This window comes from Pseudomonas sp. AC242 (genome assembly GCF_979258655.1).
In genome coordinates, this window is the sequence record NZ_OZ409873.1 from 3,863,141 (window position 1) to 3,884,916 (window position 21,776).

22 protein-coding genes are annotated in these 21,776 nt (G+C 58.7%); 2 read left to right on the top strand and 20 right to left on the bottom strand.

Annotated features, from left to right (window positions below):
- Positions 1 to 54: 54 nt before the first annotated feature.
- The 10 genes from ACZZ0A_RS17270 to ACZZ0A_RS17315 form a co-directional block, all read right to left on the bottom strand.
- Entirely contained in the window at positions 55 to 2,148 is a 2,094-nt protein-coding gene (locus ACZZ0A_RS17270; RefSeq protein ID WP_463543501.1) for an LTA synthase family protein, read from the bottom strand.
- A 316-nt stretch (positions 2,149 to 2,464) separates the two neighbouring features.
- Complete coding sequence (locus tag ACZZ0A_RS17275; RefSeq protein WP_123375489.1) at positions 2,465 to 3,070, bottom strand: START domain-containing protein; 606 nt, start codon at positions 3,068 to 3,070, stop codon at positions 2,465 to 2,467.
- A gap of 41 nt (positions 3,071 to 3,111) precedes the next feature.
- Positions 3,112 to 3,366, bottom strand: coding sequence for a YkgJ family cysteine cluster protein (locus tag ACZZ0A_RS17280; RefSeq protein WP_007908349.1), 255 nt, complete (start codon positions 3,364 to 3,366; stop codon positions 3,112 to 3,114).
- A gap of 166 nt (positions 3,367 to 3,532) precedes the next feature.
- Positions 3,533 to 4,003: a hypothetical protein gene (locus ACZZ0A_RS17285; protein WP_007908348.1), complete on the bottom strand. Its 471-nt coding sequence runs from the start codon at positions 4,001 to 4,003 to the stop codon at positions 3,533 to 3,535.
- 78 nt (positions 4,004 to 4,081) lie between these two features.
- Positions 4,082 to 5,521: an aminotransferase-like domain-containing protein gene (locus tag ACZZ0A_RS17290; RefSeq protein WP_007908347.1), complete on the bottom strand. Its 1,440-nt coding sequence runs from the start codon at positions 5,519 to 5,521 to the stop codon at positions 4,082 to 4,084.
- A 202-nt stretch (positions 5,522 to 5,723) separates the two neighbouring features.
- A complete protein-coding gene (locus ACZZ0A_RS17295; RefSeq protein ID WP_007908346.1) occupies positions 5,724 to 6,536 on the bottom strand; it encodes an OmpA family protein in 813 nt (270 codons plus the stop codon).
- Entirely contained in the window at positions 6,533 to 6,889 is a 357-nt protein-coding gene (locus tag ACZZ0A_RS17300; protein ID WP_176472319.1) for a DUF4398 domain-containing protein, read from the bottom strand. Before ACZZ0A_RS17300 ends, ACZZ0A_RS17295 begins: the two co-directional genes overlap by 4 nt.
- A gap of 9 nt (positions 6,890 to 6,898) precedes the next feature.
- A complete protein-coding gene (locus ACZZ0A_RS17305) occupies positions 6,899 to 7,732 on the bottom strand; it encodes a substrate-binding periplasmic protein (protein ID WP_007908342.1) in 834 nt (277 codons plus the stop codon).
- Between the two features lie 80 nt (positions 7,733 to 7,812).
- Positions 7,813 to 8,742: an electron transfer flavoprotein subunit alpha/FixB family protein gene (locus ACZZ0A_RS17310; RefSeq protein WP_007908340.1), complete on the bottom strand. Its 930-nt coding sequence runs from the start codon at positions 8,740 to 8,742 to the stop codon at positions 7,813 to 7,815.
- Positions 8,743 to 9,492 (bottom strand): electron transfer flavoprotein subunit beta/FixA family protein, encoded by a 750-nt coding sequence (locus ACZZ0A_RS17315; protein ID WP_007908338.1) that lies wholly within the window; start codon positions 9,490 to 9,492, stop codon positions 8,743 to 8,745. It lies immediately after the preceding gene.
- Between the two features lie 551 nt (positions 9,493 to 10,043).
- Between ACZZ0A_RS17315 and ACZZ0A_RS17320 the strand changes: the two genes are divergently transcribed.
- Positions 10,044 to 11,708 (top strand): electron transfer flavoprotein-ubiquinone oxidoreductase, encoded by a 1,665-nt coding sequence (locus ACZZ0A_RS17320; RefSeq protein WP_007908336.1) that lies wholly within the window; start codon positions 10,044 to 10,046, stop codon positions 11,706 to 11,708.
- A 183-nt stretch (positions 11,709 to 11,891) separates the two neighbouring features.
- Here the strand turns inward: ACZZ0A_RS17320 and ACZZ0A_RS17325 are convergent, their stop codons facing one another.
- Positions 11,892 to 12,782, bottom strand: coding sequence for an AraC family transcriptional regulator (locus ACZZ0A_RS17325; protein WP_463543502.1), 891 nt, complete (start codon positions 12,780 to 12,782; stop codon positions 11,892 to 11,894).
- A gap of 193 nt (positions 12,783 to 12,975) precedes the next feature.
- Here ACZZ0A_RS17325 and ACZZ0A_RS17330 point away from each other — a divergent pair, with 193 nt between their 5' ends.
- The gene (locus ACZZ0A_RS17330; protein ID WP_007908332.1) at positions 12,976 to 14,028 is read left to right on the top strand and encodes an NAD(P)-dependent alcohol dehydrogenase; all 1,053 of its coding nucleotides are present in this window, start codon (positions 12,976 to 12,978) and stop codon (positions 14,026 to 14,028) included.
- Here the strand turns inward: ACZZ0A_RS17330 and ACZZ0A_RS17335 are convergent.
- From ACZZ0A_RS17335 to ACZZ0A_RS17375, 9 genes are all read right to left on the bottom strand, one after another.
- Positions 14,025 to 14,828 (bottom strand): IclR family transcriptional regulator, encoded by an 804-nt coding sequence (locus ACZZ0A_RS17335; RefSeq protein WP_007908330.1) that lies wholly within the window; start codon positions 14,826 to 14,828, stop codon positions 14,025 to 14,027. The genes ACZZ0A_RS17330 and ACZZ0A_RS17335 overlap by 4 nt on opposite strands.
- Positions 14,829 to 14,889: 61 nt before the next feature.
- Positions 14,890 to 16,200: an MFS transporter gene (locus tag ACZZ0A_RS17340; RefSeq protein ID WP_007908328.1), complete on the bottom strand. Its 1,311-nt coding sequence runs from the start codon at positions 16,198 to 16,200 to the stop codon at positions 14,890 to 14,892.
- Positions 16,201 to 16,374: 174 nt separating this feature from the next.
- Positions 16,375 to 17,523, bottom strand: a complete 1,149-nt coding sequence (dgoD, locus tag ACZZ0A_RS17345; protein ID WP_150706516.1) for a galactonate dehydratase — start codon at positions 17,521 to 17,523, stop codon at positions 16,375 to 16,377.
- Positions 17,524 to 17,570: 47 nt separating this feature from the next.
- Complete coding sequence (locus ACZZ0A_RS17350) at positions 17,571 to 18,191, bottom strand: 2-dehydro-3-deoxy-6-phosphogalactonate aldolase (protein WP_463543503.1); 621 nt, start codon at positions 18,189 to 18,191, stop codon at positions 17,571 to 17,573.
- A gap of 19 nt (positions 18,192 to 18,210) precedes the next feature.
- Complete coding sequence (locus ACZZ0A_RS17355) at positions 18,211 to 19,200, bottom strand: 2-dehydro-3-deoxygalactonokinase (protein ID WP_463543504.1); 990 nt, start codon at positions 19,198 to 19,200, stop codon at positions 18,211 to 18,213.
- Positions 19,201 to 19,354: 154 nt separating this feature from the next.
- Positions 19,355 to 19,876 (bottom strand): hypothetical protein, encoded by a 522-nt coding sequence (locus ACZZ0A_RS17360; protein ID WP_007908321.1) that lies wholly within the window; start codon positions 19,874 to 19,876, stop codon positions 19,355 to 19,357.
- Position 19,877: 1 nt separating this feature from the next.
- Complete coding sequence (locus tag ACZZ0A_RS17365; RefSeq protein ID WP_007908319.1) at positions 19,878 to 20,606, bottom strand: alpha/beta hydrolase family protein; 729 nt, start codon at positions 20,604 to 20,606, stop codon at positions 19,878 to 19,880.
- Between the two features lie 5 nt (positions 20,607 to 20,611).
- Positions 20,612 to 21,106: a PAAR domain-containing protein gene (locus ACZZ0A_RS17370; protein ID WP_007908317.1), complete on the bottom strand. Its 495-nt coding sequence runs from the start codon at positions 21,104 to 21,106 to the stop codon at positions 20,612 to 20,614.
- Positions 21,103 to 21,765, bottom strand: coding sequence for a hypothetical protein (locus tag ACZZ0A_RS17375; RefSeq protein ID WP_463543505.1), 663 nt, complete (start codon positions 21,763 to 21,765; stop codon positions 21,103 to 21,105). The genes ACZZ0A_RS17370 and ACZZ0A_RS17375 overlap by 4 nt, the downstream gene beginning before the upstream one ends.
- Between the last annotated feature and the right edge of the window lie 11 nt (positions 21,766 to 21,776).

Genomic DNA, 21,776 nt, shown 5'->3' on the forward strand with positions numbered 1-21,776 from the left:
AGGCCCTGTTCAGGGCCTCTTTTTTATTGCGCGGATTTTACTGGCAGTGAACGATCAATCCGGCTTGCCGTGAATGACGCCAGCGGTGTTATCCATCAGGCTTTTGGTCGCCGTTTGCAGGAACGCTTCGAGTTTGAGTTTCAACTCGGCAGTGCGCGGTGCATTTGGAATGACTTCGGCGTGCGGGTTGGCACCTAGCTGGTACTGCCACATCTTCGGCCCCATATCCTTGTCTCTTGGCAACACCAGGATCTGGTCGGCGGTGACGATGGCGGTCGTCTGCTCACTGCCCGACGGTTTGATCACACCGAAACCGGTGTCGCCTTCCGGCAGGTTGAGCAAATCGCGGCCCCAGCACTGATGACGCACTTCGCCACCGAGACGGCCCATGATGGTCGGCACGATGTCGATCTGCGTACCCACGGTGTGGTCACGGGTACCGAACTTCTCCTGGATGCCCGGTGCAATCATCAGCATCGGTACGTTGAAGCGGCCCAGGTCCATTTCGGTGATCTGGCGCTCGTTGCCGAAGCCGTGGTCGCCGACGATGACGAACAGGGTTTCCTTGAAGTACGGCTCTTTGCGCGCCTTCTCGAAGAACTGACCCAGTGCCCAGTCGGAGTAGCGCATGGCGGTCAAGTGTTCGTTGAGGCTGCCACGGTCAGTCACGCGCTCGACCGGCAATGGCGTCGGCAAGGCGTACGGCGTGTGGTTGGACAGGGTTTGCAGCAGCGCGTAGAACGGCTTGCCGTTTTCCCGCGCCTTGAGCTCCTGCAGACCACGGTCGAACATGTCCTGGTCGGACACGCCCCAGGTCGGATCGGAGAACACCGGGTTGACGAAGTCGTTACGGCCAACGAAGTTGGTCATGCCCTGGTTGCTGAAAAAGCCCGACTGGTTGTCCCAGGCGAAGTCGCCGTTGTAGACGTATACGTCGTCGTAGTTGCGGGCGCTGAGCACCTGCGGCAAGCCGGACAGTTTGTGGCTGCCTTCCGGGGTCTGCATCAGGTATTCGAAACCTGGCAGGTTGGGGAAGCAGGCCATGGTCGCGAACATGCCCTGATGGGTGTGCGTACCGTTGGAGAAGAAGCGGTCGAACAGCAGACCTTCCTTCGACAGTTTGTCCAGGTATGGCGTGATGTTGCCTGACGCGCCCAATGCACCGACCGAGTGACCGGCCATGCTTTCCATCAGGATCACTACAACGTTCTTGATCGGCAGGGTCTTGTCGGCCGGCGGCGTGTAATCACGGCGCACGGCGGCAATATCGGCATCGACCAGTTTGTCGTCAGGCATCAGCAGCATATCGCGCACGACTTTCTGCGCTTGCTCCTGCGGTAACGTCGCTTTCCAGATATTGTCGCGATCTTCGCCCATGCGCGACTTGGCAGCCTCGATCAGCGACAGCGTGGCGTTGAGGCCAAGCTGGTTGGCGAAGTTGGAATCGGTGGTGTAGACGTCACCCCAACGCATCGGCGGGCCTTGACGCAGAGTGCCACGAGCGGCAACCACGCAAATCAGCAAGCAGACCACGAACACCGCAAGACGGGTGTACCACGGCGCAACTTGACGGGTGCTGACGCTGCCGCCACTGAACGGTCCGCGCGGACGCGTGGCACGGTCGGCACCTTTGAACGCCAGGGTGAGGATGACAGTGCCGATGACCCATCCCAGCAGATAGCGAACCACCGGGAAACCGTACCAGAGCATGCTCATCACGGTTTTCGGGTCTTCTTTCACGTACTGGAACACCAGACCGTTGAGGCGCTGGTGGAACTCACGATAGAAGTCCATCTCCATCAGGCCAAGGAACAGCGCGATGCTCGAGGCGATGGTCAGCCACAGGCGGAAGAAACCGCGAGCGGCCATGGCGCGGGCACTGAACAGTGCCAGCACCAGCGGAATGCACACGTAAACCACCAGGCGCAGGTCGAAACGCAGGCCGTTGGCGAAGGCTTCGAGGAAGGTCGAAGCCGGGGTGTCGAGGATCATCTCGCGGTTGTAGACCAGCAGCGCGAGGCGCAGCACGGAAAACATCACCATCATGACCAGCGCGCAAAGCAGCGTGTAGGCCAGATGCGATTTGACGGTCGGTTGCAGCAGGCGAGCGGAAGATCGCTGCTGATTCAGGGCGTCCGGGTTTGCCATGTCGTTTTAGGACCCATTGGAAGTTGAAGTTGCAAAAATACAGCGGCGCCATGCCCTCTATTGGTCATTCCAGACCCCGGGGCTTGCGCAGTGCGCAAATGTTGCACGATCACCCGCACCATTGCCATTGATTACTGCCCCGCCGCCAGACACTTTCATCTAGAGCCATGGCAAACCGGGAAAGCGTGCAAACAGCGCGGGCGAATTGTCAGGAACACTTTGTGAAAATTTCGTGCAACGCATATCTGGAAACACAATATTGCGAGAAAACAAAACGCCCCGTATCGGTCGGGGCGTTTTGTGTAGAGCGCGCTTATTACTTCTCGGCGCGTTCTTTCAGAGCTTTCAAGGTGTTGAACGGCGCATCGACGACGAACTTGTTGGCCACCATTGCCGGCACGCTACCGCCTGGCTCGGTGTGCACCTGATAAGTCACTTCAACCTGGTCGCCCTTGGGCACGAACTTCCAGAAGCCTTTGACCTGCTGAACGCGGACAAAGCCCTTTTCTTCCGGCATGTACGTCGGCAAGCCTTCCAGATTGCGGGTCAGGCTGCCATCGGCGCCTTCAACGGTGGTCACCTTCAGCACCGAGTCACGCGGAGTAACTGGCCAAGGCGTGTTGAACTGGGTGTAGGTCCAGCTCTGATCGCCTTCGTGCTTGAGCAGTTTCTGGGTCTTGCACTCGTGAATCCAGGCGCACGCGCCGGAGACATCTTCCTGCAGTGCGCGCAGTTTGGCGACGGTGGTTTTCATCAGCGCAACGCCCTGGTAGGACTTGTAGTCCGAACCCGGCACTTCACTGAGGGAAACCTTGATACCGTCCTCGTTCTTGGCGACTTTCCAGTCTTCAGCCTGAGCGACGGACGTGGCCAGCACAGCGGTCAAACCACACAACACAGCGATACGATGCAGCGAACCCATAGTCTTATTCCTTATTGTTGAAGTTCCGTTCGTTTGACACATCACGCCGCCGTCATTTGCTCCCACCAGCCGATCAGCCTGATCGCTTCTTCCGAGCTGCTGCCGCAGACCTCGACATCCGCAGCAAAGCCCGAACAGACTGCCGGGCGCTCCGGGCGGCCGAAAATGCTGCACAGGTTTTCGACCGAAAGCTGCACGCAACGTTCGCCGGCAGGTTTGCCATCAGGCATGCCGGGAATCGGCGAACTGATGGATGGGGCAATGCAGCAAGCGCCACAGCCTTCACGGCATTTCATGACGAACAATTCCTCGCGACGGGCGATGTGTAAAAGGGACGCGGAACAGAGTAACCGCTAAAACGGCTGTTTCAAATTCCCGGAACCGGGGTTTTTAGCGATAACTGAATATGACTGACCAGTCTCCGACAAAGCGTCTGGTCTGCGGGTCACAGATGGGCTGGTTTTACTGTTTGAATTCGAAATCCAGCGCCGCGCCTTCGACTTCGCGGCGCTCTTCGTTGCGCAGTTGCAACTGCATTTCGTTGCTGAGCAAGCGGCCGTTGAGCTGGAATCCGTTGTTTTTCTCGCCAAACATCTGCGGCAGGATCGGCTCGCGCTTGGGCAATTCAACCGTGCCCTTGGGCTTCAGTTCCTGGACCATGTCCTTGGGCAGGCTCAAATCGAGTTTTGCCGGCGGCAACTTGGCTTTCACCACTTCGCTGGCAGGCTTCGATTTGGAAGCGATCGGCTTGCGTTTCTTGATGACTTTTTGCTGGGTTTTCTTCGCGGGAACAGCCTTTGGCGCAGACGTGGCTTTTTTAGCGGCACTCGTCGCAGCCGGTTTTTCCTGAACTGCAGCGGCCACGGCTCCAGGCGCATGACCGATCATCAGCAAACCCAGCAACACCCAAGCGGCAGGAAAAATCGCTTTCATGGACCCAACGACACTAACGGCAGAGGGCCATATGCTCGCTTGTTGGACGCGACAAGACAAGCGTCACCCACCGCTCGTTCAGAATCCGCCAGCGGTTTCCTGACACAGTTGCGTCGCCAGCATGCCCAGGGTCATCAGCGCCCGCTCCGCCTCGCGGTTCCACGGAATCCCGCAGTTCAGGCGAATACAGTGGTTGAACTGCTCGGTATTACTGAAGATCAGCCCCGGGGCAATACTGATGCCCTGCTGCAACGCGCGAACATGCAACTCCTGGGTATTGACCCTCCCCGGCAAGCTCACCCAGAGGATGAAACCGCCCGTGGGCCGGGTCATTTGCGTGCCTTCGGGGAAGTACTGCTGCACCGCCAACTGGAAGGCGCTGAGGTTTTTCCGGTATTCCTGGCGGATGTACCGTAAATGCCGGTCATAACCGCCGTTTTCCAGATAAGCGGCAATCGCCATCTGCGTCACGCTGCACGCCGAATGGGTGCTGAAGGTCTGCAAGCGCTGGATTTCCTGCTGATACTTGCCGGCGATCATCCAGCCGATGCGCACACCGGGTGACAAGGTTTTGGAGAAACTCGAGCAGTAGATCACCCGATCCAGTCGGTCATACGCCTTGAGCGCTTTGGTCTTGCCTTGCTCGAACATCAGTTCGCCATAGATATCATCTTCGACAATCTGAATATCGAAATCAGAAGCCAGGCGCAGCAACTGTTTCTGCCGCTCTTCGGGCATGGTGCCGCCCAGCGGATTGCTCAGCCGCGTGGTCAGCACCAGCGCTTTGATCGACCATTGGTTGGCCGCCAGTTGCAGGGCTTCGAGGCTCATGCCAGTCGCGGGATCGCTCGGAATCTCGATGACTTTCAGGCCGAGCAGATCGGCCAGTTGCAGCAATCCGTAATAGGTCGGCGATTCGGCGGCGATCAGATCACCCGGGCGGGTCAGTACGCGCAACGACATCTGCAAGGCATCGACGCAACCGTGGGTGATCACCACTTCTGACGGATCGACCACCACACCAGCATCGCGCATGCGGATCGCCACCTGGCGGCGCAGCGGCTCAAAACCGGGGCTGAACATGTAACTGAAAGCACGCGGGCTATGGAAGCGCGTGACCTTGGCCAGTTGCTGATGCAGTGCGCGCACCGGCAAGTAATCGACACTCGGCACAGCCGCGCCGAGCGGAAACACGCCTTCTCGGCGTGATTCGACCAGCACCTGTTGAATGATGCTGCTGCGGGTAACCAGGCCCGGCCGTTCGACCCGGGCGATGTCCGGCGTCGGCGCCGTCAGTGCAGGTGTCTGGTGCACGTAATACCCGGACTGCGGGCGCGCCCTAATCAAGCCCTGATCTTCGAGATTGGCGTAAGCCTGCAACACCGTCGCATGGCTGACGTTGAGCTGCGAACTCATCTTGCGCACCGAAGGCACGCGCTCCCCCGGTTGATAGACGCCACGGCGGATGTCTTCGGCCAGTTGCTGAGCAATACGTTGGTAGAGCAAGAGATTGGTCATGACGCAGCACTCGATTTCACGGGCATTTTATTCTTGTGTGAAACAATACCGGAACAGTTTAGAAGTGTACTGGGACAGTTGTCACATTACTCGACCATACAGTGCGGTGTCTGCCCCTGACTGTACTGATTTGCGGGCTATTCGACAGACGTAAAAAAGCCCGGTACTGCATGACAGTCCGGGCTTTCCAGAGACGCAGCCCTCAGCGGGCGGCGCCGAGCTGGCCTTTTTCATCGGAGAAGACAATTTCCACACGACGATTCTGCGCCCGCCCACGCTCGGAAGCATTGGCGTCCACCGGGTATTCGTCGCCGTAGCCTTCGACCTGAATGCGCTTGTCGTCGATGCCCAGATCTATCAACACATCCGCGACCGATTGCGCGCGATCACGAGACAACTTGAGGTTTTCCTGTTTGCCACCGGTACTGTCGGTGTACCCCTCGATACGCACCACGCGTTTGGGGTTCAATTGCAGGAACTGGACGATCTTCAGCACCACGCGGTTGGCCGAGTTTTTCAGCTCCGCTTCACCGGTGTCGAACAGCACATCACCGAGGGTCATTACCAGACCACGGTCGGTCTGCGTGGTGGCCAGTGCGACGATCTGTTCTTCCAGCCATTTGCCCTGCTGCTGCACACTGAGCAACTTGGATTCACGCAGGGCCAGTTGCAAGCGCTGACGCTCTAGCTCCAGTTTGGCTGCGCGCTCTTCGTTGAGCACCTGATTGGTGTGCTCGCGGGCGATTTCGCTGTAACGCTGGCTCAGGTAGGCGTAATGCACCACGTCAGAGCCGCTGCCCCAGTAGGTCGACAGGCGATCGGCACGGGCCAGCGACTCACCGGCACGGATCACGTCTTTCGGCGCAATGCGCAGCACGTTGGAATCTTCCTTGACCTTCTGGAAGTCGGCGCTGGCCTCTTGCAGTGCGGATTCGCTGTGTTGACCGGCGCAGCCGTACAGGCTGGCGCAACCGGCAAGTATCAGACCGCCGAGGACTTTGGATTTGAGGCTCATTGGGCATCTCCCAGTTGCTTGCGCAGACGGACGATGCGGGTGTTGAGCACATTCAGCTGTTCTTCACTTTTTTGCGTCAACACTTTGGCTTCGGCCAGACGAGCATCCAGTTCAGCCTGTTCCGAACGCATGCGCGCGTTGCGGTAGGACTCGTCCGCCATGTTGCCTTTGGCGCGGTTGTACTTGGTTTCGGCCAGTTTCATTTCCGGCACTTCGTCAGCAGTGGCGCCAACAGCCTTGGCCTGGATTATGGCTTGCTCGGTCAGGCGCATTTGTTCAACGGGTGCCGGATCGGTCGCGCAACCGGCCAGGGCCAGAACGGCCATCGCCGCGAAAAGAGGTCGAATACTCACTAAGAATCCCTACTGTTTTGGGGCACTGACGGGTTGTTGCGGCTGTTGCTGCTGCGCCTTCCAGCGCTCGATGTTGCGTTGCAGCGCGGCTTCCGTCAGTCCGGACGCGGGCAATTCTGTCATCTTTTTGGCCAACTGTCCGCGCAACCACGGATCGTTACATGCCGAGTTATGCGAAACCGCAAGAAACAGCCCCGGGCGGTCGACGGGGTGCTCGAACGCCAGCAGGTCATTGGTCATGCCCAATGCCTGCGCGGCGGCCATGCCTGAGTAGCGGCCGGCGAGTACATATTCCACTTCACCGAGGAGCAATTTCTGCAGGGCCTGAGTGAGGTTGGCTGTCCGTGTCAGGGTCAGATTCTGCTCGGCGAAAACGCCGAATGCCTGGGTCATGCGAGACTTTTCCGACATCGCACCGGTGTGGCCATGCAAGTCTTTGGCCTCGCTATAGACCAGTGTCGAGCCTTTACGCGTCCACACCAGATAGTCGTTTTCCAGCAGCGGTGGATAGATGTAGTCGAAGTTTTCCAGTTCATTGAAGGTCAGCGGCGCATCGGCCAGCATGTCCATGCGCCCGCTGCGCACTTCATCGAGGGCTTGCGAGCGTTTGCCGGCGTAGAGCAGTTCGACTTTGATGCCGAGGTCTTTGGCGACTTGTTGCAACAGGTCGGCACTGGCGCCGATCAACTGCTTGGGATTCTGCGGGTCCTGCCACAGGTACGGCGGCGCATCCGGGCTGCCGGTGACGACGAGGCGCTCGCACTTGCCCGCGGCCGTGGCCAAACCTGACAACAGGGCCAATCCCAGCAATACCGAGTAATGCAATCCGCAGCGCAGATCCATGGCAAAAAGCTCCCACTCAAATCCGAAACAAAAAAAAGCCCGACCAAAAGGTCGGGCTCTTTATAAGTGAAGCCGCTGGATTAGACCAGCTTCTCCAGCTCAGGTACGGCTTCGAACAGATCCGCCACCAGGCCGTAATCGGCCACCTGGAAGATCGGCGCTTCTTCGTCCTTGTTGATCGCAACGATCACTTTGGAGTCTTTCATACCGGCCAGGTGCTGGATCGCGCCGGAGATACCGACGGCGATGTACAGCTGTGGCGCAACGATCTTGCCGGTCTGACCGACCTGCATGTCGTTCGGTACGAAACCTGCGTCGACGGCGGCGCGCGAAGCACCCACCGCAGCGCCCAGCTTGTCGGCCAGGGCGTACAGGTGTTTGAAGTTGTCGCCGTTCTGCATGCCGCGGCCGCCGGAAACGACGATCTTGGCTGCGGTCAGCTCTGGACGATCGGATTTGGCCAGTTCTTCGCCAACGAAGCTCGAAGTGCCCGCGTCGTGTGCAGCGCCAACGGCTTCAACAGCAGCCGAACCACCTTCAGCAGCTACCGGATCGAAACCGGTAGCACGCACGGTGATCACTTTGATCGCAGCGGTGGACTGCACGGTAGCGATGGCGTTACCGGCGTAGATCGGACGCTTGAAGGTATCAGCGCTTTCAACCGAGATGATCTCGGAGATCTGGTCAACGTCGAGCTGCGCAGCAACGCGCGGCAGGATGTTTTTGCCGTTGGAGGTAGCGGCAGCCAGGATGTGGCTGTAACCAGCGCCAAGCTCAGCTACCAGTGGAGCAACGTTTTCCGGCAGCTGATGCGCGTAAGCGGCGTTATCAGCGTTGAGGACTTTGCTCACGCCTGCGATTTTCGCAGCGGCTTCAGCCACGGCGCCAGCGCCTTGGCCGGCAACCAGAACGTGGATGTCGCCGCCGATTTTGGCCGCAGCAGCCACGGTGTTCAGTGTGGCCGGGGCCAGCACTTTGTTGTCGTGTTCAGCAATAACCAAGATAGTCATTTAGATTACCTTCGCTTCGTTTTTCAGTTTCTCGACCAGTTCAGCCACCGACTTGACCTTGATACCTGCGCTGCGTGCAGCCGGCGCTTCGACTTTCAGGGTCTTGTTGGTGGAGGCGGTGGAAACGCCCAAAGCGTCCGGAGTCAGCACTTCGAGAGGCTTCTTCTTGGCTTTCATGATGTTTGGCAGGGACGCGTAGCGCGGCTCGTTCAAACGCAGGTCGGTGGTGACGATTGCCGGCAGTTTCAGCGAAACAGTCTGCGCGCCGCCGTCGATTTCGCGAGTCACGGCAACGCTGTCGCCGGAGACTTCGACTTTCGAGGCGAACGTGCCCTGACCGTAGCCGCTCAGTGCAGCGAGCATCTGGCCGGTCTGGTTGTTGTCGCTGTCGATGGCCTGTTTGCCAAGGATCACCAGTTGCGGCTGTTCCTTGTCGACCACAGCCTTGAGCAGCTTGGCCACGGCGAGCGAGGTCAGATCTTCAGCGGATTCGACGAGGATGGCACGGTCGGCACCCAGAGCCAGTGCGGTACGCAGCTGCTCCTGAGCGGTGGTCGGGCCGATGGAGACGACGACGATTTCAGTCGCAACACCTTTCTCTTTCAGGCGTACGGCTTCTTCCACTGCGATTTCGCAGAACGGGTTCATCGACATCTTGACGTTGGCGAGATCGACGCCGGAATTGTCCGCCTTGACGCGAACCTTGACGTTGTAATCCACAACGCGTTTGACAGCTACAAGAACCTTCATGGATTCCTCGTTACTCTCCGGTGAAAAGAAAGTCGCCTAGGCGAACCTGGCGGTTGATGCTCATCAGGCTAAAAGGGCACCTCTAAAAACGCCGACCGGGGTGCGAAGTGATTCCACGATGTGAAGGGGGTGCGACCGTTCGTCAGTGGTGACCGACAAGTCATTGATCCTCACGCTGTGTAAACTGCGCGCCAGACTGCGCTGCGCAGCACTCTCGACCACCTGTGCCCTGCCTTTAGACGTGCTCTTGAAACCGCCAGTCTGCCTACGACGAGCGCAAAACCGACCGTATCTTGACCGGAACGCCTATTCCGGTCAATACAGCAAAATGACCATTCATAAGCCGCGCTTCTTTGATTTCTCTGGGCTGGAGCCGATTCAAACAAACGTTTGTATTGGACGCTCGGAGTGGTGTAGATATAATGCGCCGCCTAGAGAGAAAGGTCTGTTCTCCAATATTCCCCTTGACGTTAACGTAAAGGAATAGCGGATGCGACATCAAACCTCCAAATTAGAAAAAAAACTGTTGAGCCTTGAGTAGGAGATAGCCTGTGGAACGCGAATACATGGAATTCGACGTGGTCATCGTCGGTGCCGGCCCCGCTGGCCTGTCCGCCGCCTGCCGTCTGAAGCAGAAGGCCGCCGAAGCCGGTAAGGAAATCAGCGTCTGCGTGGTCGAAAAAGGCTCCGAAGTCGGCGCACACATCCTCTCCGGTGCCGTGTTCGAACCACGCGCTCTGAACGAGTTGTTCCCGGACTGGAAAGAACTCGGCGCGCCGCTGAACACTCCGGTCACCCGCGACGATATTTTTGTCCTGAAAAACGCCGAAAGCGCGCAGAAAATTCCTGACTTCTTTGTGCCCAAGACCATGCACAACGAAGGCAACTACATTATTTCCCTCGGCAACCTGTGCCGCTGGCTCGCCCAGCAGGCCGAGAACCTCGGCGTAGAAATCTACCCGGGCTTCGCCGCTCAGGAAGCACTGATCGACGAGCAAGGCGTGGTGCGCGGGATCATCACCGGTGATCTGGGCGTCGACCGCGAAGGCAATCCGAAAGAAGGCCTGTACACCCCGGGCATGGAACTGCGTGGCAAATACACGCTGTTCGCCGAAGGTTGCCGTGGCCACATCGGCAAGCAGCTGATCAAGCGCTACAACCTCGACAGCGATGCCGACGCTCAGCACTACGGCATCGGCCTGAAAGAAATCTGGGAGATCGACCCGGCCAAACACCAGCCAGGCCTGGTGGTGCACACCGCCGGTTGGCCGCTGGACATCATGGGCACCGAGAACACCGGCGGTTCGTTCCTCTATCACCTGGAAAACAACCAAGTGGTGGTTGGTCTGATCGTCGATCTTTCCTACAGCAACACCTACCTGTCGCCGTTCGACGAGTTCCAGCGCCTCAAGCATCACCCGGTGCTGGCGCAGTACCTGGAAGGCGGCAAGCGCATCAGCTACGGCGCCCGCGCGATCTGCAAAGGTGGCCTGAACTCGCTGCCGAAAATGGTCTTCAAGGGTGGCGCGCTGATCGGTTGCGACCTCGGCACCCTGAACTTCGCCAAGATCAAAGGTAGCCACACTGCGATGAAGTCCGGCATGCTCGCCGCCGAATCGGTGGCTGACGCGCTGTTCGCGGAAAAGGACGGCACTGAAGAGCTGACCACTTACGTCGACGCGTTCAAGAAGAGCTGGCTCTACGACGAACTGTTCGCCAGCCGTAACTTCGGCCCGGCGATCCACAAATTCGGCGCCATCGTTGGCGGCGGTTTCAACTGGCTCGATCAAAACATCTTCGGCGGCAAACTGCCGTTCACCCTGCACGACACCAAGCCGGATTACGCTTGCCTCAAGCTCGCGGCCGACTGCAAGAAGATCGATTATCCGAAGCCGGACGGTAAACTCAGCTTCGACAAGCTCAGCTCGGTGTTCATCTCCGGTACCAACCATGAAGAAGAACAACCTTGCCACTTGAAGCTGACCGACCCGAGCATCCCGATCAGCAAGAACCTGCCGCTGTACGACGAACCGGCACAGCGCTACTGCCCGGCCGGTGTGTACGAAGTAATCACCAAGGAAGACGGCGAGAAGCGCTTCCAGATCAATGCGCAGAACTGCGTGCACTGCAAGACCTGTGACATCAAGGACCCTGCGCAGAACATCACCTGGGTCACGCCGGAAGGCGCTGGTGGCCCGACTTATCCGAACATGTAAGTCGACCCGCTGAACATCAAGGCTCCCGATCTGGGGGCCTTTTTGTTGCCCAAAATTTAGTGCATCGCATCACCCCCTGTGGGAGCTGGCTTGCCAGCGATGGCGGTGGATCAGGCGACATCTATGTTGAATGTGCCGGCCTCATCGCTGGCAAGCCAGCTCCCACAGGGATTGTGTCAATCCTCAGGCAGCGCGCTCGTCGCCCGGGCTGCGCTCAAAGTAGCGTTTGTACTCACGGCTGAACTGCGACGTACTCTGATACCCCACCCGATGCGCCACCTGCGCCACACCCAGCCCTTCGGCGACCAACAACGTCTGCGCCTTCAACAAACGCAAGCGCTTCAAATACTGCACCGGCGACAACAACGTGCTGCGTTTGAAGTGCTCATGAAAGGTCGACACGCTCATGTTCGCGCAACCGGCCAGGGTCTCGACATTCAGTGGCTCGGTGTAATGCGCATGCAGATGGCTGATCGACGCCGCCACCCGCGCGAACTGCCCCTGCTGCTCGACCAGCGCGCGCAATACATCAGCCTGCGGCCCGCGCAATGCAGCGAACAACAACTCGCGCACCCGCGCCGGCCCGAGAATCTGGCATTCCAGCGGATCGTGCAGGCAACTGAGCAAGCGCTCGACGCAGCCGCGCATGGCATCGTCGAGCACCACCGAGGTCATCGACTCCGGCGTCTGCGCCGGGATATGCCGGCCCGGCGCCAGCCCCATGGCCAGCACCAGCTCACCGAGCAACACCCGATCAATCGCCACCGACACGCCGAGCAACGGCGCATCCGGCAAGGCAAACGTCTCGCACTCGAACGGCACCGGCAGTGCCTGAATCAGATAGTGCCCGGCGCCGTACTCCATGGTGCGCGGCCCGAGAAACGCCAGTTTGCTGCCCTGGGCGATGATCATCAGGCTCGGCTCGTAAATGTGCGGGCCACGGGCGACGTCACAACTGGCGCGCAACACTTGCACACCGGGCAATCCGGTCGGCGAATAACCATCGCGCAGCGCCAGCGGTTCGATCAGCGAAACCAGGCGCGCATTGGCATCAAGATGACGGGTCAATTGCATCGAATTGTTCTTCACAAAAAATCACGAAAACAGGGGGATGAAAACATCATGGCAGATCCTTTTGCCAATGCGACCGATCAAACCCGTATGCCGGAGGATTAGGCATGAGACCCGGAGGAATCGTCATGGCCGACCGGTCAGTCGACGCCCAAAATGCGCCGCCTCACTTGTTCCTGCTTTTGCGAGGTTTCACATGTACACCGCCATCGGCTATGCCGCCCAATCGGCCACCACCCCCCTCGCCCCGATGAAGTTCGAACGTCGCAGCCCGCGCGCCGACGACGTAGCGATCGAGATTCTCTACTGCGGCGTCTGCCACTCCGACATCCACCAGGCGCGCAACGAATGGGGCATCGCCGTTTACCCGTTGATGCCGGGCCACGAGATCGTCGGAAAAGTCACCGCGATCGGTGCGAATGTCACCCAACACAAAGTCGGCGATCTGGTCGGCGTTGGCTGCATGGTCGACTCTTGCCGTACCTGCGAAGCGTGCCAGTCGAACCTTGAGCAATATTGCCTCGAAGGCCCGACCATGACCTACGCCACCCCGGATCGGGTCGATGGCAGCAACACCATGGGCGGTTATTCCGACAGCATCGTCGTCAGTGAACACTTCGTTGTGCGCATCCCGGAAAAACTCGCATTGGCCAGCGCCGCGCCGATCCTCTGCGCCGGCATCACCACCTACTCGCCGCTCAAGCACTACGGCGTCAAGGCTGGCGACAAGGTCGGGATTCTCGGCATGGGCGGTCTGGGCCACATGGGCATCAAGTTCGCCAAGGCCATGGGCGCTGAAGTGACGCTGTTCACCCGCTCGGCGAGCAAGGCAGAAGAAGGTCGTCGTCAGGGTGCCGATCACGTGATCGTTTCCACCGATGCCGAACAGATGAAAGCCGCTGCCGGTTACTTCGACTTCCTGCTCGATACCATTCCGGTGCAGCACGATCTCAACCCGTACCTCGACACCCTGCGCTTCGACGGCGTGCACATTCTGGTCGGTCTGATCGAGCCGATTGATCCACCGGTACACGCCGGCAAACTGGTGATGAGCCGTCGCGTATTGGCCGGCTCGTTGATCGGTGGCGTCGCTGAAACCCAGGAAGTGCTGGATTTCTGCGCCGAACACAACATCACCTGCGATATCGAAATGCTCGACATCCGCCAGATCAACGAGGCTTACGCGCGGATGATCGCCGGCGACGTGAAGTACCGTTTCGTGATCGACATGGCGACGCTCAAGGTTTAAATCTTTAGACCGAGTTCCGCCGAAAGCCGGGCTGTGACCCCTTTGATCAGGGGAATCAGCTCGGCCATTTTTTCCAGCGGCATGTATGGCACGGTGCTGGCGATACTGATCGCCGCCACGATGCCCTTGCTCGCATCGCGAATCGGCGCCGCCACGCAGCGGATCGACGGTTCGTTGTCCTCCAGATCGAAGGCGTAGCCGCCGGCGACGTACTCGGTCATGCGCTGCTCCAGCTGTTCCCAGGACTGCTGGGGATGCTGCGGCCAGAACTGACTTTTCCCACCCGCCGGCAGGCTGATGTCGTACAGACGCTGCCAATCTTTCGGCGAGTCATCAAGCATCAACGCCTTACCGATCCCCGTGCGCGCCAGCGGCATGCGATGGCCGACCCGCGAACGCATTTCCGGGCCATTGCGCCCCGGATTCTTCAGCAGATACAGCACTTCATCGCCTTCACGAATCCCTAGGTGCACGGTGTCGCCGGTCAGCGCCGACAACTCGTCCAGATACGGCCCGGCCAAGGTCACCAGCGGCAACTCTTCGCGAGCCTGGAAACCCAGCTCGATCAGCTTCGGCCCGAGCAGATAACCGACTTGCGGCACCACGCGCAGATAGCGCTCGTCGACCAGACAACTGGCCAGACGATGGGTGGTGCTGCGCGTGGTGCCGATCAGCCGGGCAATCTCCTTGAGATCGCGGGCGCCACTGGCCACCGCTTGCACCACTCCCAAGCCACGCAACAGCGTCTGCGTGCCGGTGGGCGCGGCGTCCTTGGTTTTTTCCGGAGCGTCTTCCTGCATATCCAGCCTTTTACCGTTGAGCGAGGGAACGGGCGGCATTATGGTCGCCCGACGCAGACCACTACAACTCGATACGCTCGACCTTGCCGACCAGCAACACGTAGGACAAGGCACCGATCAATGCGAGAACCGCGATGTAGGTGATCGCCGGCGCGAACGAATCGCCGCTGGCGAGGAAGCCGATGACGATCGGCGTGGCAATTGCCGACAGGTTGCCGATGAAGTTGAACACTCCTCCGGTCAGCCCGAGCAAACGCGCCGGTGCCAACGTCGAGACCAGCGACCAAGTGATCGAAGCCAGGCCGTTGCCAAAAAAGGCCAGCGCCAGAAAGGCAATCACCAGTGGTGTCGACTCAACGAAGTTGGCACCGATGATCGAGGTGGAAATCAGCAGCCCGCCAATGATCGGCAACTTGCGCGCAAAACCGACCGTGTAGCCGCGACGAATCAGGAAGTCGGAAAAGAACCCCGAACACAACACGCCAACGAACGCGGCGAGAAACGGTAGCGACGCCAACAGGCCTGACTTGATGAAGTCCATGCCGCGATACTTCACCAGATAAGTCGGGAACCACGTCAGGAAAAACCACAACGTTGAGTTCAGGCAGAACTGGCCGAGGTAGATGCCCCACAACTTGCGCTTGGTCAGAACGATGCCCAAATCGGTCCAGCTGAATTTGGCTTTGACCTTGGCCGTTTCCTGCTGAATATCAACGAGGCCACCGCCCTCGCGGATCAAGTCGATTTCCGCTTCGTTGGCGCCTTTGAAATCCCGCGGCTCGCGATACACCGCGTACCAGATTGCTGCCCAGATGATGCCTACCGCGCCGGTTGCAACGAAGACCATGTGCCAGCCGAATTCATGTTGCAGCCAAGCCAGCACCGGGGTGAGGAATGCCAGACCAACGAACTGCCCCGACGTGTAAAAACCAATCGCCGTTGCGCGTTCCCGCTCGGGAAACCAGGTCGTCACCACGCGGCTGTTGATCGGATAGGCCGGCGCTTCCAGCGCTCCGACCGCCATGCGCAATACGAACAAAGCAATGAAACTGGCGGCGAAACCGAGCATCACCGTAGCAATCGACCAAAGCAGCAATGCGACGCTGTAAAGAATGCGCGGCGGCACACGATCAACCAGCCAGCCGCCGGGGATCTGCATGGCAGCGTAGGTCCAGCCGAACGCGGAGAAAATCAGGCCGACGTGAATCGGGTCGATACCCAGATCACTGGTCAGCGCGGGGGCGGCAATCGACAGGTTGCTGCGGTCGAGGTAGTTGATGACCACGGTGATAAACAGCAACACCATGATGAAAAACCGCTTACGGCTAGGCGTGACTAAAGACGCCTGCCCGGTGAGGGTTTGCGGTTGCATGGGGAGAGCCTCTTTTTATGTTTATTGAGGTCGGCCTGAGGCCTGATCGTTCCCACGCTCTGCGTGGGAATGCAGCCCGGGACGCTCTGCGTCCCAAAAGCGGACGCAGAACGTCCATTGAGGCATTCCCACGCAGAGCGTGGGGACGATCTCATCGGGTGTGTCAGGCAGTACTCACCACTCGGCAAAGCTGCCATCGGCATGACGCCAGATCGGGTTGCGCCAGCGGTGGCCGACCGCCGCGCGCTCGATCACGTATTCCTCGTTGATCTCGATACCCAGGCCCGGTCCGTTCGGAATCTTCACAAAACCTTTGTCGTAATCGAACACCCGCGGATCCTTCACGTAGTCGAGCAAGTCATTGCTCTCGTTGTAATGGATGCCCAGGCTCTGCTCCTGGATAAACGCGTTGTAACAAGCCGCGTCCAGTTGCAAACACGCCGCCAGCGCAATCGGCCCCAGCGGGCAATGCAGCGCCAGCGCGACGTCGTAGGCTTCAGCCATGTTGGCGATCTTGCGGGTTTCGGTGATGCCGCCGGCGTGGGAAGCATCCGGCTGGATGATGTCGACGTAGCCTTCGCTCAACACGCGTTTAAAGTCCCAACGCGAGAACAGCCGCTCACCGAGAGCAATCGGCGTGCTGGTCAGCGGCGCCAGCTCTTTCAACGCTTCGTAGTTTTCGCTGAGCACCGGCTCTTCGATGAACATCAGTTTGTACGGATCGAGTTCCTTCATCAGCACCTTGGCCATCGGTTTGTGCACGCGGCCATGGAAGTCGACGCCGATACCGACGTTCGGCCCGACCGCGTCACGCACGGCGGCAACGTTAGCCAGCGCCAGATCGACTTTCTCGAAGGTATCGAGGAATTGCAGTTCTTCGGTGCCGTTCATTTTCACCGCAGTGAAACCGCGGCTCACCGCATCTTTCGCCGCACGCGCGGTATCGGCTGGACGGTCACCACCGATCCATGAATACACACGAATCTTGTCGCGCACCTGACCACCGAGCAGATCACTCACCGACACCCCGAGGGCCTTGCCCTTGATGTCCCACAGTGCCTGATCGATACCGGCCAGTGCGCTCATGTGGATGGCGCCGCCACGGTAGAAGCCACCGCGATAAAGCACGGTCCAGATGTCTTCGATATTGCGTGGGTCTTTGCCGATCAGGTAGTCGGACAATTCTTCGACGGCAGCGGCTACTGTGTGGGCGCGGCCTTCGACCACAGGCTCGCCCCAACCGGTCACGCCCTCATCGGTTTCGACCTTGAGAAAGCACCAGCGCGGCGGGACGATGAAGGTGGTGAGTTTGGTGATTTTCATCTTTTTGTCTCTCTTATAGATGTAGCGCACGCAGCGCCAAAAAAGTCTTAGCGAAGGGCCTTCCACGCGGCCACGTAGGCCTTGGCATTCACCGCCACCTGCTCCGCCGTCATGCCTGGTTTGAACAGACCGGAGCCGAGACCGAAACCCTTCACGCCAGCGTCGATAAACGCCTGCATGTTGTCCGGCGTGATACCGCCGACCGGCGCCAGCACCGTCCCCGCCGGCAACACCGCAAGCCAGGCTTTGACGACCGCTGGGCCCATCTGCTCGGCGGGGAACAGCTTGAGAATGTCCGCGCCCTCCTCCAGCGCCGCGAAGGCTTCGGTCGGCGTGGCAACGCCCGGCGACAGGAACAGCCCTGCCGCCTTCGCCGCACGCAAGACCTTGGCGTCGCTGTGCGGCATAACGATCACTTGCCCGCCGGCCTCTTTCACGAGTTCGACCTGCTCCGGCGTCAGCACCGTGCCGGCACCAATCAGGCAATCGGCGGGCAAGGTCGTGCGCAGGATGCGGATACTTTCGTACGGCGACGGGGAATTGAGCGGTACTTCGATGACGCGAAATCCGGCCGCATACAGGACTTCTCCGACAGCGGCAGCTTCCTGTGGGTGCAGGCCACGCAGAATCGCGATCAGACCGTTTTGCGCCAATGCTTGCTTGAGCATGTCAGGCCTCCAGTCAGGGTTAACGGGATGAGGAATCGATCAGTCCGGCGGCCAGCGCCAGTTGCCACAGGCCACGCTCGGTGGCCTGCTCGGCCAGCGTCACGTTGGCGAAACCGCAGGCATCGAGGGCACGGCTGTAGCGCGCGCAGAGTTGCGCGTTGCCGATGAGGATGATCGAAGGGAGATTCCGGTTGTTGCGACGGCGACGTTGAGCGCTGGCGAGCGCCGCCAGTTCATGGCCGATCATCAGGCCGGACAGATAATCCGCCTGCGCGGTCGGGCTGAGTTCGCCGGTCAGGCCCAGGGTACGGGCGCTGAACAAGGTCGACAGCACGCCGAGCTCGCCATCTGCCGACTGCGCAACCTGCACGCCACGGTCAAACGCCTGAGCATCGAACGTCGCACTGTGCTGTTGGGTTCGGCCGAGAATGCTGTATTCACTGAGCACGGCGAATACTTCGCCGGTCATGAACGTATCGAAATGGGTGATGCAGCCATCGACCACGTCGACCCATTTCGAGTGACTGCCCGGCAGACCGATCAACAGATCGGCACCCGCCTCAATCGGCAGATTCTGCAGCACACCGAGCACTTGGGTTTCTTCGCCACGCATCACATTCGGCAGACGCGATCGCTGAATCACGCCCGGCACGATATGCACAACGGTGCTGCGCAAACTGACAACTGTTTGTAGGGAGTTTCCGAGATTGGCGACGTTCGCCGGCGTCTCGCAGTAGGCTGCTTCACGCCAGCCCTGCGCACTGCCGACCATGCCGCAGGCAATTACCGGCAGATCCGGCTGCGCATCGAGCCAGTCGCCGCACGCTTCATCGAAGGCCAGTTCGAAACCATCGGCGCATTCGCGACCGTTGATGGCTCGCGGAGTCTTTGGCAGTTGCATGATCCCGGACGACAGCGCGCGCTGCTCCAGCACCACACCGCCCGCCGCGAGTTTGTAAGCACGTAATGAGGTCGTCCCCCAGTCGAGCGCGATCAATTGCGCCAGCATCGCTTCACCTGTTTTGTTTTTGGCAGTGAGTGCGACGGACTATAGACCTCTCAGGCGCTAAATCTCAATATGTAATTTTGCATCCCATATTTTGGGATGATCACGTCTACCCACTCTCCTCGAACAGATCCGTGATTCACCGTTATCAATATCACTACTGACGCTCTATCGCCTGAACGAAAACACTGGCAGGAATATTCATTGATTTTGAGTAATACGGACCGTAAGCGTAGGCAGCAGTCCTGAATTTACATGCCACGACCTGACGCGCGCTCAATACCATCAACAGTTGTTTTTTATTGAAGTACGTACTCAGCGTTCCACCGTCCGGTGTATGCACCGCAGAGACCTCAGCCGAATACACATATGGCCCCGCAGCAGATTCATTTAATACCGCGACGACCTCCCCTTCGAGATACCGGGTCAGGTCCTGTTTTGTTTCGAAGAAGCCACTCTCATCCATTGAACAGATCAAGGCATTGCCGACCTGATGTTGGCCGGCATTGATCTCGAAGAATCGCAACAGATCAGTCATTGAACTGAAGCGAACATCCAGAAGAGCACTGTGTCCAGACTTGGTAACAGAAACAAATTCAATTTCGGTCTCTGGTAATGGCACTCTTTTTGCGCACGAAGCACACAAACAAAGAACTAGAATTGCAAGCAACACTCGCATGTCAAGACTCCAGATATTTGATCATTTTTTCAGCGATGAGATCACATGCGGACTGTTCGCCAAGAATCCTCGCCTTGAACATTACGCCTGCATCTTCGTGGTTGGTGTCTACCGCTTTATTGATATCAGGACCCGAGCTCATGACCCAGCGTTCTCCCATCTCGGCGACATCATCGGACTGATTGGGTTTCGCCGGTGCAGCCAATATATTGATCCAGTACTCTGCACCAGGCTTCGGGGTGGTGGCGTAAATGTCTGAAATCAGCCAGACACCCAGTCCGCCGCCCACTGGATCAAGCGTGACCAAGGACTTCACCGTAAATCCCTGTTCTTTGAGTATGGCTGCCAGATGAGCGCCGTTCCATCCTCCCAGACTGTGACCGACGATACTTATATAAATTGATTTATCACCTTTCAGATAACTCAGCACATACTTTTCTATGTCTTTCTTGCCGCGCACATCCTTATAACTAAGGTACACCGACTTTATTTTTCCAATTTGCGCGTCGCTGAATTTTTTAGGCAATAAAACCTGCGCACTGGTTACGTTACCGTGAGGTGGTTGATCTTGATAATACGGTTCCTTGTCTCCAGCACCGCCGATGAAAAACACGACGATTTTTTTGATTTTGATTGCCACAGCTTTTACAGTCTGGTCGGTTTTGCAAGTCAACTCATGACTCACCACCTCGTTTTTGCAATCTTTGAGTGCAGGGTTTGCGACTTCCATTTCGATCACTCTACAAACAGTTTTATGGTTTCGGCCAAATGAGAGCTGACCATATGAGTAAAGCCCTGCTCATTGGTGATCCCATGTTCCATGCTGCCATCGCCCCGTTGAATCACATAGGGATGATCGGGCACGGGCTCGCCAGTTGCTTCATTAACCACTTGCAACCTGTCCGTAAAATGCACTGGCATCGGCAACAACCCGCTAAAAGCCGCCCCGCCGCCGCTCTGGCCAATAATCACCGTCCCCGAACCACCGACCACGACATTGCCGTGACCTCCAGTGCTATCGAGCGTGGCGGCATTCAGGCCGTTGATGAAAACCGTGCCGGAAACGGCCCCGGTAATCGGGCTGCCGCACGCCGATTTATCGGTCATGCGCGCAGCGGCGAGGCCGTCGAAGAAGACGTCGGGCGAGCCGGAAACAATCGGGTTGGTGCCATGGCCTGGCAATGGGCAGGCGGTCGGGTCGGTGACGCGTGCAGCGGGTTTACCACTCAATTCAAAGCTCCTTGCTTCAGGGGTTCCGGGTGCAGCTGATGAATATCGATGTCGGTCGCGGCGAAGCGCCAGCGGTTGTCGACGGGGTCGAACAGGGCGTGGCAATGCTCACGGCTGTCGGGTGATGCGGCGGTTTGCAGGTGTCGCCAGGCTTCGTCGGTTTGCCATGCCAGTTCAGCCGGCGAGGCGTCGTCGAGTTCGTTGAGCCAGGCGTTGTAGTGGCGCAGGTGATTACGCTCGTAAGTCGATTGCAGCAGTTCAGCCATTTGTGCGCCGAGGTCGAGATGATGCTGGGCCGTCCACTGGCCGATCTCGGAATAGACGTACCAGCCCATCGGCATCAACCCGCGGTCCTTGAGCAGCGAATGCCCGACAGGGGCGACGAAACCGCAACAGACGTGCAGCGTCAGCCAGCCTTGATGAGCGTCGATAAACGCCGTCGGATCGAAGGTGCGCAGCGGTATCACGCGGTAATCGGCGAGCCCGGCACTGCGGCTCATCAACTCGGCATCAAGGCGTGACACGAACGCACGAATGGCAGTGCCACCCGTGCTGTTCGTCGTACAGAGAATATCGACCGGTTGACGCTGGGGGTTGTCGCTTGAGCCTGAGTTCTTCACCAGGCCATACAGACGCATTGACGCCCGTAGTCCGCTCATCGCCGGTCACT

What these genes read in the sequence shown, in the direction of transcription:
- ACZZ0A_RS17270 (WP_463543501.1), bottom strand. Translation starts at nt 2,148, where the DNA reads ATGGCAAACCCGGACGCCCTGAATCAGCAGCGATCTTCCGCTCGCCTG.
- ACZZ0A_RS17275 (WP_123375489.1), bottom strand. Translation starts at nt 3,070, where the DNA reads ATGGGTTCGCTGCATCGTATCGCTGTGTTGTGTGGTTTGACCGCTGTG.
- ACZZ0A_RS17280 (WP_007908349.1), bottom strand. Translation starts at nt 3,366, where the DNA reads ATGAAATGCCGTGAAGGCTGTGGCGCTTGCTGCATTGCCCCATCCATC.
- ACZZ0A_RS17285 (WP_007908348.1), bottom strand. Translation starts at nt 4,003, where the DNA reads ATGAAAGCGATTTTTCCTGCCGCTTGGGTGTTGCTGGGTTTGCTGATG.
- ACZZ0A_RS17290 (WP_007908347.1), bottom strand. Translation starts at nt 5,521, where the DNA reads ATGACCAATCTCTTGCTCTACCAACGTATTGCTCAGCAACTGGCCGAA.
- ACZZ0A_RS17295 (WP_007908346.1), bottom strand. Translation starts at nt 6,536, where the DNA reads ATGAGCCTCAAATCCAAAGTCCTCGGCGGTCTGATACTTGCCGGTTGC.
- ACZZ0A_RS17305 (WP_007908342.1), bottom strand. Translation starts at nt 7,732, where the DNA reads ATGGATCTGCGCTGCGGATTGCATTACTCGGTATTGCTGGGATTGGCC.
- ACZZ0A_RS17310 (WP_007908340.1), bottom strand. Translation starts at nt 8,742, where the DNA reads ATGACTATCTTGGTTATTGCTGAACACGACAACAAAGTGCTGGCCCCG.
- ACZZ0A_RS17315 (WP_007908338.1), bottom strand. Translation starts at nt 9,492, where the DNA reads ATGAAGGTTCTTGTAGCTGTCAAACGCGTTGTGGATTACAACGTCAAG.
- ACZZ0A_RS17325 (WP_463543502.1), bottom strand. Translation starts at nt 12,782, where the DNA reads ATGCAATTGACCCGTCATCTTGATGCCAATGCGCGCCTGGTTTCGCTG.
- ACZZ0A_RS17330 (WP_007908332.1), top strand. Translation starts at nt 12,976, where the DNA reads ATGTACACCGCCATCGGCTATGCCGCCCAATCGGCCACCACCCCCCTC.
- ACZZ0A_RS17335 (WP_007908330.1), bottom strand. Translation starts at nt 14,828, where the DNA reads ATGCAGGAAGACGCTCCGGAAAAAACCAAGGACGCCGCGCCCACCGGC.
- ACZZ0A_RS17340 (WP_007908328.1), bottom strand. Translation starts at nt 16,200, where the DNA reads ATGCAACCGCAAACCCTCACCGGGCAGGCGTCTTTAGTCACGCCTAGC.
- dgoD (WP_150706516.1), bottom strand. Translation starts at nt 17,523, where the DNA reads ATGAAAATCACCAAACTCACCACCTTCATCGTCCCGCCGCGCTGGTGC.
- ACZZ0A_RS17350 (WP_463543503.1), bottom strand. Translation starts at nt 18,191, where the DNA reads ATGCTCAAGCAAGCATTGGCGCAAAACGGTCTGATCGCGATTCTGCGT.
- ACZZ0A_RS17355 (WP_463543504.1), bottom strand. Translation starts at nt 19,200, where the DNA reads ATGCTGGCGCAATTGATCGCGCTCGACTGGGGGACGACCTCATTACGT.
- ACZZ0A_RS17360 (WP_007908321.1), bottom strand. Translation starts at nt 19,876, where the DNA reads ATGCGAGTGTTGCTTGCAATTCTAGTTCTTTGTTTGTGTGCTTCGTGC.
- ACZZ0A_RS17365 (WP_007908319.1), bottom strand. Translation starts at nt 20,606, where the DNA reads ATGGAAGTCGCAAACCCTGCACTCAAAGATTGCAAAAACGAGGTGGTG.
- ACZZ0A_RS17375 (WP_463543505.1), bottom strand. Translation starts at nt 21,765, where the DNA reads ATGAGCGGACTACGGGCGTCAATGCGTCTGTATGGCCTGGTGAAGAAC.